Source organism: Agromyces allii (genome assembly GCF_009749385.1).
In the GTDB taxonomy this organism is placed as follows: Bacteria; Actinomycetota; Actinomycetes; order Actinomycetales; family Microbacteriaceae; genus Agromyces; species Agromyces allii.
On sequence record NZ_WBIN01000008.1, the window covers coordinates 223,031 to 238,451 of the forward strand.

The following is a 15,421-nucleotide window of genomic DNA, read 5'->3' on the forward strand; positions in this document are numbered from 1 at the left end:
CGCGCGCGCTCGCCTCACGCCGCTCGCTGGCGCCGCCGCTCGCGCGCCGCACCACCCCGATCCCCTCCCGTCACACCGACGGGAGGGGATCGTCGCGCGCGGAGGACCTGCTCGCCCGAAGCGTCCTCCCCTCGCGCCGATCTCCTCCCGTCGGGTACTCCCGTCAGGTGCTCCGGCCGGCTCTACGCCGACTGCACGCGGTCGAGCTCGGCGTAGCGCCCGCCGGCGGCGATGAGCTCGGCGTGCGACCCGACCTCGACGATGCGCCCCTGCTCGAGCACCACGATGCGGTCGGCCGAGCGGATCGTCGACAGGCGGTGCGCGACGACGAGGGTCGTGCGTCCGCGCATGAGGTGCTCGAGGGCGACCTTGATCTTCGCCTCCGACTCGGGGTCGAGCGCGCTCGTCGCCTCGTCGAGCAGCAGCACACGCGGGTCGCGCACGAGCGCGCGGGCGATCGAGAGCCGCTGCCGCTGGCCGCCCGAGAGCCTGGCACCGCGTTCGCCGACGACCGTGTGCCAGCCGTCGGGCTGGGCGTCGACGATCTCGAGCGCGTTCGCGTCGCGCAGGGCGTCGAGCACGCGGGCGTCGTCGACCTCGCCGAGCCCGTACGCGATGTTCTCGCGGATGCTCCCTTCGAACAGCACCGAATCCTGCGGCACGACCGACACGAAGCTGCGGAACGTGCGCAGGTCGAGCTCCTCCATGTCGGCGCCGTCGAGCAGCACGCGTCCGCTCGTCGGTCGCAGGAACCCGAGCACGAGGTTCAGCAGCGTCGACTTGCCCGATCCGGACGAGCCGACGAACGCGATCGTCTCGCCGGCACGGATGTCGAGGTCGAGGCCGGCGAGCGCGGGCCGGGCCGGGCGCGCGCCCGCGGCATCCGCACCTCCGTCGTCGTATCGGTACCCGACGCCTTCGAGCGTGAGGTCGCCGTGCACCGAAGCGACCGGCCGCTTGCCCTCGTTGCGTTCGAGGTCGGGGTCCTGCATGACCTCGCCGATCGACCGGATCGACTCGGTGCCGCGCGCGATGATCGGCAGCAGCATGAGCAGGTTCGTCGCGGCGCCCGTCAGCAGCGCGAAGTACGAGCTGAGGAGCACCACCTGGCCGGGCGTGATCGGGATGAGGCCGGTGATCGAGACCCAGGCGGCGAGCACGAGGCATCCGACGCCGAGCAGTTGCAGGCTGACCCACGAGAGCGATGCGAAGCGCCCGTTCAACAGATCGAGCTGGAACCCGGCGGCGCGCACGCCCTCGGCGCCGTGCGCGACCCGGCTGACGGCGGTCTGCTCGAGCCCGTGTGCGCGGGTGATGGGCAGCAGCGTCGCCATCTCGCCGACGCGGGCCGAGAACTGCTCGACCTCGCGGCGGAACGAGGCGTTGCGCATGGCGCTGCGGCGGTTGAGGATCGCGCGAAGCAGCACCGCGAGCGGAATCGCGAGCGCGTAGACGGGCAGGAACGCGGGCACGTTGATCGCCGTCATGACGACCGCGCCGACGAGCACCATGGTCGCCGAGAGCAGCGGATGCGCGGCCTGCTGCAGCATGACCTCGACGTTCTCGACGTCGCGCACGACCTTGGTCTGCACGACCGCGGAGTTCGCGCGCGAGTGGAAGCCGATCGAGAGCGCCTGCAGCCTGGCGGCGAGGGCGTTGCGCAGGTCGGCGCCGATCTCGCGCACGGCGCCCATGAACAGCCGCGTGTACTGCACGTGGTTCGGGTAGTTCTGGGCGAGCGCGACGACCGCGACGCCGGCCCAGATCATGAGGGTCGAGACGGGCCCGCCGGCGACGACCACGTCGATGATCGCCGCGGTGATGACGGGCAGCAGCCACAGCGGCGTGTCCTTGACCGTGAAGAACGCGACGGCCGCGAGCACGCTGCCGCGGTGCAGGTCGAGCAGCCGGAGCACCGAGCGTGCCGGACGCTGTCCGTCGATCGCGTGCTCGATTCGGGAAAGCGCTTGCCCATTCATGCAACCATTCTGCCCCGAACACGCGCCCATGGGTACGCTGGGATGATGTTCGATCCCCGCAGCATCCCGGCCGATCAGTCCACGATCGACGCCCTCAGAAGCCGCGGGCTCGACTACCGCCAGGTCGACCCCGCCGACGACGCCGCACTCCAGTCCTGGGCGCAGGCCGAGACCCGCGGGTTCCACCACGCCAGGCCCGAGCCGGCCGAGCTGCGCCGCGAGCTGCGCGTCGCGAAGCAGCGCAGCCTCCGCGGGGTCTACGACCCCACCGCGCACGACGCAGGCGTGCCCGTCGCGACGGTCGACGGCTGGCCCTCCGGCCTCAGCGTGCCCGGGGGGCGCAGCGTCGACGCCTGGGCCGTGAGCGCCGTCACGGTCTCCCCCACGCACCGCCGACGCGGCATCGCCCGTGCGCTCCTCGAGGCGCAGCTGCGCTACGCGAGCGAGGCCGGCGCAGCCCTCGCCATGCTCACGCTCACCGAGGCCACCATCTACGGGCGCTACGGGTTCGGCCCCGCGGCATCCGCGGCCACGATCAAGGTCGACCGGCGACGCGTGAGCTGGATCGGCCCCGACGCCCCCGGCCGCGTGCAGTTCGTCGAACCCGCCGACCTCATCGCGAAGGCGCCCGCCATCGCGCGCCGCGCCGTCTCGCGCACGCCCGGCGAGATCGACCGCTGGCCGGGGCTCCTCGAGCGCCACCTCGGCCTCGTCGACCCCGACAGCGCCGCATCGCGCGCCCTGCGCGTCGCCCGGTACGACGACCGGTCCGGACAGGCCCAGGGGTTCGTCGCCTTCACGGTCGGGCGCGAGCCCAACCTGCCCGGCATCGTCGAGGCCGACGTGTTCGTCGCCGCGACCGACGAGGCCGAGCGCGCACTCTGGCGCTTCCTCGTCGAGATGGACTTCGTCACCGAGATCCGCTCGCGGCTGCGCAGCGTCGACGAGCCGCTCGGCTGGCTCCTCGAAGACCCGCGCGCCGTGAGCATGCACGACGTCGTCGACCACCTCTGGCTGCGCGTGCTCGATCCGGTCGTGGCGCTCTCGGCGCGCGAGTACGGTGCGTCGGGCACGCTCACGCTCGAGGTCGGCGACGCGCTCGGGCATGCGGCCGGCAGCTACGTGCTCGATGCCTCCGGCGACGGTCGCGCCGAGGTGCGTCGAACCGACGACCCCGGAGTCGACGAGCGCAGGACCGACGAGCGCAGGGCCGACGAGGGTGCGGATGCCGCGGCCGCCGGCTCCCGTTCGGGCCGGCGTTCGCGCGGCAAGGCGACGCACGGCCTGCGGCTCGACGTGCGCGAGCTCGGATCGATCTACCTCGGCGGCGTGCGCCCGTCGGTGCTGGCCCGGGCCGGACGCATCGAGGAGCTCTCGCCTGGCTCGCTCGCCCTCGCCGACCGGCTCTTCGCCGCACCCCGAACCCCGCACCTCAGCATCTGGTTCTGAGGGCCGACCCGGCCAGGAGAAGCCGGCCGGCGATCTGCTCCACCCCACCTCAGTGTCCGCACTGATGAGCATTTCTCACCTCAGCGTTACGTTCGCCGTGTTCACCCCCGCAGCCGCCGCGATGGCGTCGCCGAGCCGTCGTTGCGCACGGGCCCATCGCTGGAGGGCGAGAACCATGCAACACGCGAGCAAGCACTCGATCGTGCCCCTGAACGTGCCCCACTCCCGCAGCCACGAAGGGCGCTTCGGGCGCCTCTTCGGCCGCGGCTTCACCCCGTGGTCGCCTCCAGGGGCCACCGACGCCGAGAAGGAGGCGGCGATCCGCACCTTCGCGATCGACGAGATGTTCGCCGTCGGCGCCCCGCCCGACAGCGCCACGCCCGTCGGCTACACGTATCTCGGCCAGTTCATCGACCACGACATCACGTTCGACCCGCAGTCGAGCCTCACGAGGCACAACGACCCCGACGGCCTGCAGAACTTCAGGTCGCCGAGGTTCGATCTCGACAGCCTCTACGGGCGCGGCCCCGACGACCAGCCGTACCTCTACGACCACGTCCGCGTGCTGCCCGACGGGTTCCCGGGGTTCCTCAAGGTCGGCACGGGCGAATCCCCGAAGGAACCCGATGTGCAGCGCAACGCCGACGGCGTCGCGCTCATCGGCGACCCGCGCAACGACGAGAACCGCATCGTCTCGCAGCTGCAGCTGGCGTTCGCGCTCGCGCACAACAGCACGCTGCAGAAGCTGGCGGACGCCCCCGTGCCGGCGGGTGAGATCGCGCCGTCCGGACGGAAGCTGTTCCTCGAGGCGCAGCGCATCACCGTGTGGTTCTACCAGTACGTCGTCTGGAACGACTTCGTCTCGCGCATCGTCGACGAGAAGGTCTTCGCCAAGGCAATCGCGTTCGACGAGGACGGCGGCGACGCCGGCGGCCCGTTCTACTCGGTCACCTACGGACTCCAGGACGTGTACGACTGGAGCGAGAACCCGTTCATGCCGGTGGAGTTCTCGGTGGCCGCGTACCGCTTCGGCCACTCGATGATCCGGGCGGAGTACCAGATCAACATCGAACTGCAGCGCAGCGTCGGCGTATCGCCGCCCATCGGCACGCAGTTCGGCAAGCCCATCTTCTCGACGCCCGGCGTGGCCCAGCCGTCGGTCCCGGTGCCCGGCCCGCCCGACCTGCGCGGCGGATCGCCGTTGCCCGACCGGCACTCGCTGCAGTGGGACTGGTTCTTCGACTTCCCGTCCTCGGGCGGCCCGTTCCCGCAGCGGGCGCACAAGATCGACACGCACCTCAGCAAGTCGGTGTTCACGATTCCGGGCGGGCCCACGCCGAACCCGCTCGCGGAGCTCAACATCCGGCGAGGCTGGCGCATGGAGCTGCCGTCGGCCACCGACGTCGCGCACGCCCTGCACATCCGCCCGATCGAGAACCTGAAGCCGCTCGAGGAGTCGCTCTGGGTCTACATCCTCAAGGAGGCCGCCGAGCAGGCCGACGGAGAGCACCTCGGCGCGGTCGGGTCCACGATCGTCGCGGCGGTTTTCTCGGGCCTGCTGCGAGGAGACGCGTTCTCGTACCTGAACCGCGATCCGCACTGGACGCCGGCCAAGGAGAAGGCCGGTGGCGTCGCGCTCTTCGAGAAGGTCTCGACGGCCGATCCCGAGAAGTGGGAGATCAGCGACCTGCTCGCGGCCGCTGGGGTTCCGGTCGACGGCCAGGACATCGCCGACCTGTTCTCCTGATCCGTCGGGCGGATGCCGGGACTCGCCGCTCGTGCGGCGGGCCCGGCGTCAGTGCCGCTCCGGGTCCTCGTGCACCCAGGTGCGGGCCTCGTGCACGGCCATGCGGACGCCCGCGCCGATCCACTCGGTTCCGCGCACGATGCCGCCGTCGCCGAGCTCGGCCGTGAGCCCGGTGAGCTCGAGCTGCTCCATGACGCGGTCGTTCGACACGACGAGCACGAGCCGCGAACCGCGCGCCTCGAGGTCGCGTCCGTAGCGCTTCAGCACCTCGATCGACGAGAACCCGAGCTGGTCGATGCCGCGCAGCCGCAGCACGACGGCGGATCGCACGGTGCGCTCGTCGACCGTCGGGAGCTGCGACTCGAAGCGGGGTGCGCTCGCGAAGAAGAGGCTGCCGTACGGCTGGAGCGCGACGACCTGGTTGGCCCCGATGTGGTCGACGGGGTCGAGCTCTCGGATGCGGCCGTCGTCGACGAGGTCGAGCTGGCGGACCCGCACCGAGTTCGACTGGTCGGCGACGAAGAGCACGATGCCGAGGGCGACGCCGACGAGCACCGCGAACTGCAGCGGGATGAGCAGCGTCAGCACGAACGTGACGGCCATGATCGTGAGCGGGAAGATGCCCGACCGGGCGACCGAGTTCACCCGCGCGGGCTTGATCGCGCCGAACCCGACCACGATGAGCAGCGCCGCGAGCGCGGGCATCGCGACGTAGCCGACCAGCCCGGAGAAGAGCATCAGCGTGAGCGCCATGACGGTGCCGGCGACGAAGAGCGCGAGGCGCGTCTTCGCCCCGCCCGCGACGATGAGCCCCGTGCCCGACATCGAGCCGCCGACCGGCATGCCCTGGAAGACGCCCGCGACGAGGTTGCCCGCGCCCTGGCCGAAGAAGTTGCGCGAGGGAGGAACCGGTCGCCCGTCGGGGTTCGGATAGGCGGCCGCGACCGCCGCCCCCTGCACGAGCCCGACGAACGCCAGCGACACCGCTGGCACGAGCAGGAAGAGCACGTCGTCGAACGACGGTGCGACGGGGGCCGGGAGCCCGCCCGGCACATCGACGAGGTCGTCGAGCACCGCGACGGAGGCGCCGGACCAGGCGTCGAGCGCCGCGGCGAGCGCCGAGCCGAGCACGATGGCGACGACGAGTCCGAGCGCGCGGAGCCTCGTGCGCTGCAGCACGACGATGAGGCCCACGGTCACGAGCCCCACGATGGTCGTCGGCAGGTCGATGCGCCAGATGTGGAGCAGCAGGTCGAAGGTGCGCGTGACGCGGTTGGCCCCCTCCGCGGCGTACCCGGTGAAGTTGGCGAGCTGCCCGAGGATGATGTTGACCCCGACCGCGGTGATGAAGCCGGTCATGACCGCCGTCGGCACGAACCTCAGCAGGCGTCCGCCGTTCAGCAGGCCGGCGATGACCATCACGACGCCCGTCATCAGGGCGAGGGTCGAGAGCGCCCGATCCGGGTCGGGGAGCGTCTCGAGGCCGCTGTCGGCGACGATGAGCGACATCGCGCCGGTGGCCTGCACCGCCATGAACATGCTCCCGGTCGCGAACGCCGCACCGACCATGCCGAAGAGGTAGGCGTAGAGACCGGCGAGCGGGTTGACGCCGGCCAGCAGGCCCGCGGCGAGCCCGTCGGGCACGGCCTCGAGCCCCAGCACGAGGCCCGACGAGACATCCGACTTCAGCGTCCTCCGATCGAAGAGCGCTCGCACCGGCCTCGTGGCGCGCCCGAGGCGGCTCCGGAATCCGGAACCGCCGCTGCGGGCCTCGCCCGCTTGCCCGGGGCCTTCCGGGGTCGGGTCGTCAGTGGGCATCCTGCCTCGGGAAGATCACCTTCTCGACGATGATGATGAGCGAGGCGGCCACGGGGATCGCGACGAGCGCGCCGAGCACGCCGCCGAGCGTGCCGCCCGCCACGGCCGCGATGACCACGAGCGCCCCGGGCACGGCGACCGCGCGGTTCATGATGCGGGGGCTCAGCACGTACGCCTCGACCTGCATGTAGATCAGGTAGTAGATGATCGCGGCGAGCGCGGTGGCCGGCGACGCGGCGAGGCAGACGAGCGAGATGATCACGGCGCCCGTGAGCGTTCCGACGAGCGGCACGAGCGAGAGCAGGAACGCGATGAAGGCGAGCAGGATGGGGGCCGGCGCGCCGATGATCGTCAGGTAGATGAGGCTCAGCAAACCGTTGACCGCGCCGAGGCTGAACTGCCCGATCACGTAGCGACCCACGGAACCGGTGATCTCCTCGGTCACCTCGCGGTACTTGCCGCGCGAGCTGGCCGGAACGAACTTGGTCGAGTAGCGCTTCATCGAGTCGAGCGAGGCGAGGAAGTACAGGGTGAGGATCAGCACGATCGTGGCCCCGGTGAATCCGCCCGCGATCCCGACGCCGACCGCGAGGATGCCGCCGCCGAGCGCGCCGAGGTTCGCGGGATCGGCGAGCCAGTCGCCGGCCGAGGCGATCGCGTCGTCGATCGCGTGGTCTCCGCCGCCGAGCGCGTTCAGCCAGGCCACGAAGTCGCTGTTGAGCACGTTGTCGCGGATCTCGTCCCAGTTCTCGACGATGATCTTGGTCTGCTCGACGATGATCGGCACGATCGTCGCGATGAGCCCGACGAAGATGCCGATGACGCCGACGAAGACGATGAGGATCGCCGCCCAGCGCGGCAGGCTGCGGCGTTGCAGCCAGCTGACCACCGGGTCGAGGCCGAGTGCCAGGAAGAGCGCGAGCGCGACGTAGAGGAGCACGGTCCCGAGCTGGGAGACGATCCCGCCGAGCAGGATGGCGAGCAGCACGCCGAGCGCGCCGACGAACCCGATGCGGAACGAGCGGATCTTCACCTCAGGGGCGTTCGCCGTGGCATCCGTCGTGATCTGGGTCGCCACCGGCGCTTGGCGTACTCGTGCTCGTCTCCACATGGGAGCGACGCTACGCGTCGGCGCGCCCTCAGGAAAGGGTGCCGCGCCGAAAGCAATCTTACTAACTTGGTTAGCAACTTCGGTGCTAGGATTCCGCGCCGCACGCGCCGGACATCCTCGTCGCGGCGCGGGAAGTCGCGGATGCGGAATGAATCCCGGTCGAGCGCGTTGCTCTTCTGTGTGCCGGCGACCGCGCTCGCACGCGAGGAGGAACGTGACCGACCAGACCGCCGTGGGGTTCCGTTCCGAGCGGGGCCCCGTGCTCATCGCGCTCATGCTGTCGACCGCGCTCGTCGCGATCGAGTCGACGATCCTCGCGACGGCGGTGCCCTCGATCGTCGCCGACCTCGGCGGGTTCTCGCAGTTCCCGTGGCTGTTCTCGATCTTCCTGCTCGCACAGGCCGTCTCGGTGCCCGTCTACGCGAAGCTCGCCGACACGGTCGGCCGCAAGCCGATCATGCTCGTCGGCATCGGCGCGTTCCTCGTGGGCTCGATCCTCGCGGGCTTCGCGTGGGACATGACCTCGCTCATCGTCTTCCGCGCGATCCAGGGGCTCGGTGCCGGCGCCGTGCTGCCCGTGTCGATCACCATCACGGGCGACCTGTACTCCGTGCGCGAGCGGGCCAGGGTGCAGGGCTACATCGCGAGCGTCTGGGCCGCGTCCTCCGTCATCGGCCCCTCGCTCGGCGGGCTGTTCGCCGAGTACGCGTCATGGCGCTGGATCTTCTTCGTGAACATCCCGCTGTGCCTCATCGCGGCCTGGATGCTGATCCGCAACTACCACGAGAAGGTCGAGCGCCAGCGGCACCGCATCGACTTCGGGGGCGCGCTGGTGCTCACCGTCGGGCTCACCCTGCTCATCCTCGCCGTGCTCGAGGGCGGCCAGGCGTGGGCATGGAACTCCTGGCAGAGCATCGGGGCGTTCGCGCTGGCCGCCGCGCTGCTCGCGGTGTTCGTGCTCATCGAACGTCGCGCCGCCGAGCCCGTGCTGCCGCTGTGGCTCTTCTCCCGACGGCTGCTGCTCACGACCTCGCTCATCTCGTTCGGCGTCGGCGCGGTGCTCATCGGACTGACCTCCTACGTGCCGACGTTCCTCGAGATGTCGGCCGGCGCATCCCCGCTCGTCTCGGGCCTCTCGGTCGCGGCGCTGACGCTCGGCTGGCCGATCTCGGCCTCGCAGTCGGGGCGCCTGTTCCTCCGCATCGGGTTCCGCAACACCGCGTTCATCGGGCTCGGCATCGCACTCGTCGGCACGGCCGGCCTCGTCGCCGCGAGTCTCGTGCCCAACCCGATCACGAGCGCGCTCGCCTGCTTCATCGTCGGCCTCGGCCTCGGCCTGGTCGCCTCCCCCACGCTCATCGCCGCGCAGTCCTCGGTCGCATGGTCGGATCGCGGCGTGGTCACGGGCGCGAACATGTTCCTCCGCTCGATGGGCAGCGCCGTCGGCGTCGCCGTGTTCGGCGCCGTCGCGAACGGCATCATCGACCGTTCGGGCCTCGGCGAGCAGTCGGGCGCCGCGATCCAGGCGGCCACCACCGCCGTGTTCATCGGCGTCGTCATCGCGACGGTCGCCACCTTCGCGGGCGCCATCGGCATGCCGCGCGTGCACGTCGACGACGTGGAGCACCGGCCCTCCGAGACATCCGACGCGGTGAACCCGGCCTGATCGCGGGTCAGAACCCGGCGCCCAGCGTGTTCGTGTAGATCCAGGGCAGCCGGTCCATGATGAGCCGGTGGCGCGTGCCGTGCGCGTCGGGGCCCTCGTCGGGCACCGCGTGCGTGCCGTCGTGCTCGGCGTCGGAGTCGAACGCCTCGTCCTCCTGCCAGATGACGGCCGTGCGATCGTCGTTGAACCGCGAGATGTAGGGCGTGATCTCGCCGCTGCCCAGGGCCGCGAGGGCTTCGTCGACGGATGCCGCGTCGGTCAGTCCGTGCACCGTCACCCAGGTCGGCGGCCACAGGGTCATCGCGCCGACCGCGTGCCGTTCGAGCACGTCGATCGGGCGCAACCACTCGGCCTGCAGCACCTCGTCGGGAGCGAGCACGAGCCGGCCCTCGGGAACCCGGGCCGCGAAGAACCACGTGCGGCGGGGCTTGGGCGTGCCGGGCGGCGGGGTCCAGTGCGCGAACGGCACGAGGTCGTGCGGACTCAGCACGAGGCCGACCTCCTCGTGCGTCTCCCTGACGGCCGCCCGCCGAGCCGCGCCTTCGTCGTCGAACGAGCCGCCCGCGGCATCCACCGGTTCGACGACCCCGCCCGGGAACACCCAGGCGCCCGGGAAGCGACCGCTGTGCGGGCGTTCCGCGAGGAGCACCTCGACTCCGCGCTCGCCGTCGCGCAGCAGCACGACCGTGGCCGCGTGCCCCTCATCGGCATCATCCATCAGTGCGTCGAGCTCGCCGGACATGCCCCCCAGAGTAGAACCGTGCGCGCGAAACCGCACCCTGCGACCGGACCCCCGTCCGGGCGGCAGGAGGAGTTCGCGCCCACGGGAGGGCCGATTCCGGGGAACGCTCCTCCCATGGCTCCCTTCCCCTCCCGCGGGTGAGTCCTGCGGCCACGCGAGGCGAGGGCGCCGGATGCCGCGTGCAGGCCGCACCGGCGCGTGCAGGCCGTGCCGGGCCGCGCGTACACTTCGGGCATGGCCGACCCGCTGCCCCACCACGTCCGCCGCGGCATCCGCCCCACGTCCGTCTCGCGACTGGCCACGTGCCTGCTCGCGCCGAACCCCGGACCGATGACGCTCGACGGCACGAACTCGTACGTGCTGCGCGCGCCGGGCGCCGCGGGCGCCGTGGTCGTCGACCCGGGCCCGCTCGACGAGGGGCACCTCGAGCACCTCGCCGCGCTCGGCCCGGTCGAGCTCGTGCTGCTGACCCACCACCACGCCGACCACCGCGACGGGCTCGCACGCTTCGCCGAACTCGTCGGCGCCCCGGCGCGCGCGATCGACCCGGCGTTCTGCATCGGCGGCGAGCCGCTGGTCGACGGCGAGCGGATCGAGGCGGCGGGCCTCGCGATCGAGGTGCTGGCGACGCCCGGCCACACGGCCGACTCGGCGTGCTTCGTGCTCGCCGACGATGCGCCGCACGGTTCGGTGCTCACGGGCGACACGATCCTCGGCCGCGGCACCACGATCATCGCCGACCCCGACGGGGCGCTCGGCCCGTACCTCGACTCGCTCGAGCGCCTGCGCGCGATCGGCCGTTCGTCGAGCGGCCACGTCGCCGTGCTACCGGGCCACGGCCCGGTGCTGCGCGACCTCGGCGAGATCTGCGACGAGTACCTGGCCCATCGCGCCGAACGCCTCGCCCAGGTGCGCGCGGTGCTCGCCGCGCTCGGCGCCGACCCCGCAGACCCGGCCACGGTCGGGCGCGTGGTCGACACGGTCTACGCCGAGACGGATGCCGCGGTCAGGCCGGCCGCCGAGGCATCCGTCCGCGCCCAGCTGGCCTACTTGCGCGAGCACGGCTAGACGCCCCGAGGCGCACCGGCCGATCACCGGGACGGCGCCGCGCACCGGCCTCCGAACACCGCGGAACCCGGCGTGCTCGCGCAGGCCGGGTCCGGGGGTGTTCGTCGGGACGGTTCGGTCGGGTCGCTCGGCGGAGGCGTCGGTCAGGCGACCGCGTAGGTCAGGCAGTCGGCGTCGTCGGACGAGCCCGCACCGATGCGCACCGACGGCGCGGTGCACTCGAGCGAGCTGTTGTGCACGCACTCGGCGCGCTGGCAGGCGCCGACGTGGGTGACGACCTTGTCGAGGCCCCCGCGGGTGCCGAGCGGGATGAACGTGGCGCACTCGGCATCGCCCACCGCACCGCCGATCGTGACGGCCGCGGCGTGGCAGTGCGAGTGGTCGTTGTACGAACAGCCGCTCACCGAACACTCGGCGACGGCGGGCAGTTCATCGAGGGTCATGCTCATGGTGGCCTCCACGTGACTCGGCTGGGTACCGAGATGGTACGCCCGCACCTCCGGGATCCGCCACGAAGAAGTGCCGCTTTTGCGCAGATCACAGGCGGTTTTCTTCTTAGGCGAGGCTCACCTATCCGGATGCCGCGGCTCCCGGGATCGGGCGATTCCGGGCCTTTACCGCGGCGGGCCCGCGCACCAGAATGGGACCACGATCTCGAAGGAGTGCGCCATGTCGACTGAAGCCGTGATCTGGTCGGTGCTCGGAGTCATCGCCGCGGTGGGCGGCATCGGGCTGCTGGCCTCGATCCTCGCCCTGATCCGCGCTCCGCGCTGAGCACGCCTCGCTCCACGCTGAGCACCGATCGTCGCTCAGCCCTTGCGCGGTGACGTCGACCAGATCGCGAGCGCGACGAGCAGCGGCTGGAAGAACAGGCGCACCAACCGCGAACGATCGGTCGTGAGCCCGAACGCGTCGCGGCGCTCGCGCCACTGCGCGAGGTTGCCAGGAAAGACCGCGACGAAGAACGCCGCGACGATCCAGCCGATGCGACGACGCTCCTTGGGCAGCACGATGAGCGCCTTGCCGAGCGCGACCTCGACGACGCCCGAGGCGACGACGACGCCGTCGGCGTCCATCGGCACCCAGGTCGGCACCTGTGCCCGGAACTCCTTGCGCGCCCAGAACAGGTGGCTCACCCCCGCGAACACGAGGCCGCCGGCCAGGAGCCAGCGGGCGATGCTGCGGGGAACCGTGGAGGTGCGTGCGTCTGACGTCATGCTCCGACGCTAGGGCGGCGAGACCCCGCGTGTCACCCCCCTTGCGCCGGGTCGCGCCCGGCCACGTCGGGCCGTCGTCGCCGCGTCCGCCGCTCGTCATCGCGTCGCCCGCGTCGTCGCGGACTCGGTGCCCGGGTTACGCTGGCGGAGCCGCGCACGTCGCTGCCGCGGCATCCCACCCCTGCGCTTTCCGGAGGCCACCGTGCACGATTCGACGACCGCGACGCCCGCGCTGCACCCCGAGACGCGGCTCATCATCGCCGGGCGTCCGCCGCACGTGCCCGACCAGCCGATGAACGTGCCCGTGCACCTCACGTCGACCTACGTCGCGGGCGGCGACCTCGAGTACGCGCGCTACGCGAACCCGTCGTGGACGGCGTTCGAGGAGGCGCTCGGTGGCCTCGAGGGCGGCCGCGCGGTCGCCTTCGCATCGGGCATGGCTGCGATCACCGCGGTGCTCGACCTGGTGCCCGAGGGCGGCACGGTCGTGGCGCCCCGCCACTCGTACACGGGCACGGTGGCGCAGCTCGACCAGCTCGCCGTGAAGGGCCGGCTCTCGGTCGTCTACGTCGACATCAGCGACACCGCGGCCGTCGCCTCCTCGATGGAGGGCGCGGCGCTCGTGTGGATCGAGTCGCCCACCAACCCGGCGCTCGAGCTCGCCGAGATCCCGGCGCTCGTCGCCGCGGCGCACGCGCACGGCGCGCTCGTGGCCGTCGACAACACCTTCGCGACGCCGCTGCTGCAGCGTCCGCTCGAGTCGGGCGCCGACCTCGTCGTGCACTCGGCCACCAAGTACATCTCGGGTCACAGCGACGTGCTCATGGGCGCCGTGGTCGCGGCATCCGACGAGCTCGTGGAGAAGATCACCGCGTACCGCTCGCTGTTCGGCGCGATCCCCGGCCCGTTCGAGACCTACCTCGCACTGCGCGGGCTGCGCACGCTGCCCGTCCGCCTCGAGCGCGCGCAGGCCACGGCCGCCGAGCTCGCCGCGCGCCTGCACGACCACCCTGCACTCGACGAGGTGCGCTACCCCGGCTTCGGCGCGATCATCTCCATCGTCGTGCGCGGCGGCAAGGAGCCCGCCGACCGGCTCGTGCAGGGCACGGCGCTGTGGGTGCACGCGACGAGCCTCGGCGGCGTCGAATCGACCTTCGAGCGCCGCCGCCGCTGGCAGCTCGAGCAGCCGACGATCCCCGACGGCCTCGTGCGCCTCTCGGTCGGCCTCGAGCACGTCGACGACCTGCACCGCGACCTCGTGCAGGCGCTCGACGCGCTCGACGCGTAGCGCGGCGGGAGCCCGGCGACCGGGTCGGGCCTACGACTCCCCCGCACGGCCACGACCGCGGAGCAGTGATGCGGCCGCCGCGCCCACGACGAGCACGGCCGGCATCGACCAGAGCACCGCCTGGTAGTCGGCGAGCACCGGGTCGGCGGGCATCAGCATCGACGGGATCACGGCCAGCAGCCCGCCGACGAGGAAGCACACCCCGTTCACGATGGCTGCGGCGCTGCCGATGTGACTGCCGTCGACGGACTCCCCCGCGACGGTGAACCCGAGCATCTGCACGCCCGAGAACAGGCCGACCGCGAACATGAGGGCGATCGCGACGCCGTGCGAATCGACCGGCAGGTAGATCACGAGGGCGATCGCGGCGGCCTGCAGCAGCAGCCATGCCACGGCGGGCGCCTTGCGGCTGCGCCACCGGTCGGAGACGACGTTCACGAGCGGCGCGCCGACCGCGAGCCCGAGCCACGCGAGCGCGGTGAGCGCGGTCGCGAAATCGGCCGACGCACCCCTGGCCTCCATGATCCGCGGGCCCCACAGGGTGCCGACGGCCAGCATCGTGCCGAACGCGGCACCGGCGAACACGGCCGAGAGCACGACGTCACGCATGCCGAAGCAGTGCCCGAGGTCGCGGAGGATCGCCGTGATCACGTTGATGCGCGGTCGCTCGACCGGGGTCTCCGCGACGATCGGATCGCGCACGATCACGGCGAACAGGATCGCGAGCAGCAGGCCGAAGCTCGCGAAGGCGAGGAGCAGCTGCTGCCAGCTGAGCGCGTCGAGCAGCACGAGGATGACCGGCTGTCCGATCGCGGAGCCGAGGCTCGCCGCCGCCTGCACCAGGCCGAACATCAGCCCGTACCTCGCCGCGGCGAACCACCGGCCGCCGATGTACCCGGCACCGACGAAGCCGAACGACGCTCCGACCGCGAGCACCGCCTGCGCCAGAGCGAGGGTCGCGAAGTCGGTCGTGCCCGCATAGAGGAACGCGCCGACGGCGACGAGCGCCACGGCGACGGCGAGCAGGGGCCGGCTGCCGAAGCGGTCGAGGAGCGCGCCCGAGAAGAACTGCACGAGCGCGAACACCCAGGTGTAGATGGAGGCGGCCAGGCCGATCTGCGCCAGCGTGAGGCCCGCCGACTCCTGGATCGCCGGCGAGACCACGGCGTATCCGGTCTGGATCGCGAACAGCCACACCACGAACGTCGTCGCGAGCACCCAGACGAGCCAGGCCTCGGGGCCGCCGATGCGACTGAGGCGAGGTGCCCGGGCCTGCGCGACCGGATCGCTCATGCACGTATCAAACACCCTCGACGGCCCGGCCGACCGGAGACGC

12 protein-coding genes are annotated in these 15,421 nt (G+C 71.8%); 5 read left to right on the top strand and 7 right to left on the bottom strand.

What is annotated here, in order from left to right; all coding sequences use genetic code 11:
- Window positions 1-182: 182 nt before the first annotated feature.
- Entirely contained in the window at window positions 183-1,979 is a 1,797-nt protein-coding gene (locus GQR16_RS12030; protein WP_157415382.1) for an ABC transporter ATP-binding protein, read from the bottom strand.
- Window positions 1,980-2,024: 45 nt separating this feature from the next.
- On the opposite strand from GQR16_RS12030, the gene GQR16_RS12035 reads away from it, so the two are divergent.
- Together GQR16_RS12035 and GQR16_RS12040 are read left to right on the top strand one after the other, a co-directional pair.
- Window positions 2,025-3,428, top strand: a complete 1,404-nt coding sequence (locus GQR16_RS12035; RefSeq protein WP_170298477.1) for a GNAT family N-acetyltransferase — start codon at window positions 2,025-2,027, stop codon at window positions 3,426-3,428.
- Window positions 3,429-3,603: 175 nt separating this feature from the next.
- Window positions 3,604-5,175, top strand: a complete 1,572-nt coding sequence (locus tag GQR16_RS12040) for a peroxidase family protein (RefSeq protein WP_170298478.1) — start codon at window positions 3,604-3,606, stop codon at window positions 5,173-5,175.
- A gap of 48 nt (window positions 5,176-5,223) precedes the next feature.
- Here the strand turns inward: GQR16_RS12040 and GQR16_RS12045 are convergent, their stop codons facing one another.
- Together GQR16_RS12045 and GQR16_RS12050 are read right to left on the bottom strand one after the other, a co-directional pair.
- Window positions 5,224-6,891 (bottom strand): SulP family inorganic anion transporter, encoded by a 1,668-nt coding sequence (locus GQR16_RS12045; RefSeq protein ID WP_246200773.1) that lies wholly within the window; start codon window positions 6,889-6,891, stop codon window positions 5,224-5,226.
- Between the two features lie 91 nt (window positions 6,892-6,982).
- Window positions 6,983-8,071: an AI-2E family transporter gene (locus tag GQR16_RS12050; protein ID WP_246200775.1), complete on the bottom strand. Its 1,089-nt coding sequence runs from the start codon at window positions 8,069-8,071 to the stop codon at window positions 6,983-6,985.
- A 307-nt stretch (window positions 8,072-8,378) separates the two neighbouring features.
- Here GQR16_RS12050 and GQR16_RS12055 point away from each other — a divergent pair, with 307 nt between their 5' ends.
- The gene (locus tag GQR16_RS12055) at window positions 8,379-9,770 is read left to right on the top strand and encodes an MDR family MFS transporter (RefSeq protein WP_246200796.1); all 1,392 of its coding nucleotides are present in this window, start codon (window positions 8,379-8,381) and stop codon (window positions 9,768-9,770) included.
- A 7-nt stretch (window positions 9,771-9,777) separates the two neighbouring features.
- Here GQR16_RS12055 and GQR16_RS12060 read toward each other — a convergent pair whose 3' ends face one another.
- Entirely contained in the window at window positions 9,778-10,488 is a 711-nt protein-coding gene (locus GQR16_RS12060) for an NUDIX hydrolase (RefSeq protein WP_170298479.1), read from the bottom strand.
- A gap of 258 nt (window positions 10,489-10,746) precedes the next feature.
- Here GQR16_RS12060 and GQR16_RS12065 point away from each other — a divergent pair, with 258 nt between their 5' ends.
- Window positions 10,747-11,580 (top strand): MBL fold metallo-hydrolase, encoded by an 834-nt coding sequence (locus GQR16_RS12065; RefSeq protein ID WP_157415389.1) that lies wholly within the window; start codon window positions 10,747-10,749, stop codon window positions 11,578-11,580.
- 143 nt (window positions 11,581-11,723) lie between these two features.
- Here GQR16_RS12065 and GQR16_RS12070 read toward each other — a convergent pair whose 3' ends face one another.
- Complete coding sequence (locus GQR16_RS12070; protein WP_157415390.1) at window positions 11,724-12,029, bottom strand: DUF1540 domain-containing protein; 306 nt, start codon at window positions 12,027-12,029, stop codon at window positions 11,724-11,726.
- A gap of 360 nt (window positions 12,030-12,389) precedes the next feature.
- The gene (locus tag GQR16_RS12075) at window positions 12,390-12,797 is read right to left on the bottom strand and encodes a DoxX family protein (protein WP_157415391.1); all 408 of its coding nucleotides are present in this window, start codon (window positions 12,795-12,797) and stop codon (window positions 12,390-12,392) included.
- Between the two features lie 202 nt (window positions 12,798-12,999).
- Here GQR16_RS12075 and GQR16_RS12080 point away from each other — a divergent pair, with 202 nt between their 5' ends.
- Window positions 13,000-14,085 carry a trans-sulfuration enzyme family protein gene (locus GQR16_RS12080; protein WP_246200777.1) on the top strand — a complete coding sequence of 362 codons (1,086 nt, stop codon included), beginning with the start codon at window positions 13,000-13,002 and terminating at the stop codon, window positions 14,083-14,085.
- Between the two features lie 30 nt (window positions 14,086-14,115).
- Here GQR16_RS12080 and GQR16_RS12085 read toward each other — a convergent pair whose 3' ends face one another.
- Window positions 14,116-15,378, bottom strand: coding sequence for an MFS transporter (locus GQR16_RS12085; RefSeq protein ID WP_157415392.1), 1,263 nt, complete (start codon window positions 15,376-15,378; stop codon window positions 14,116-14,118).
- Window positions 15,379-15,421: the final 43 nt, after the last annotated feature.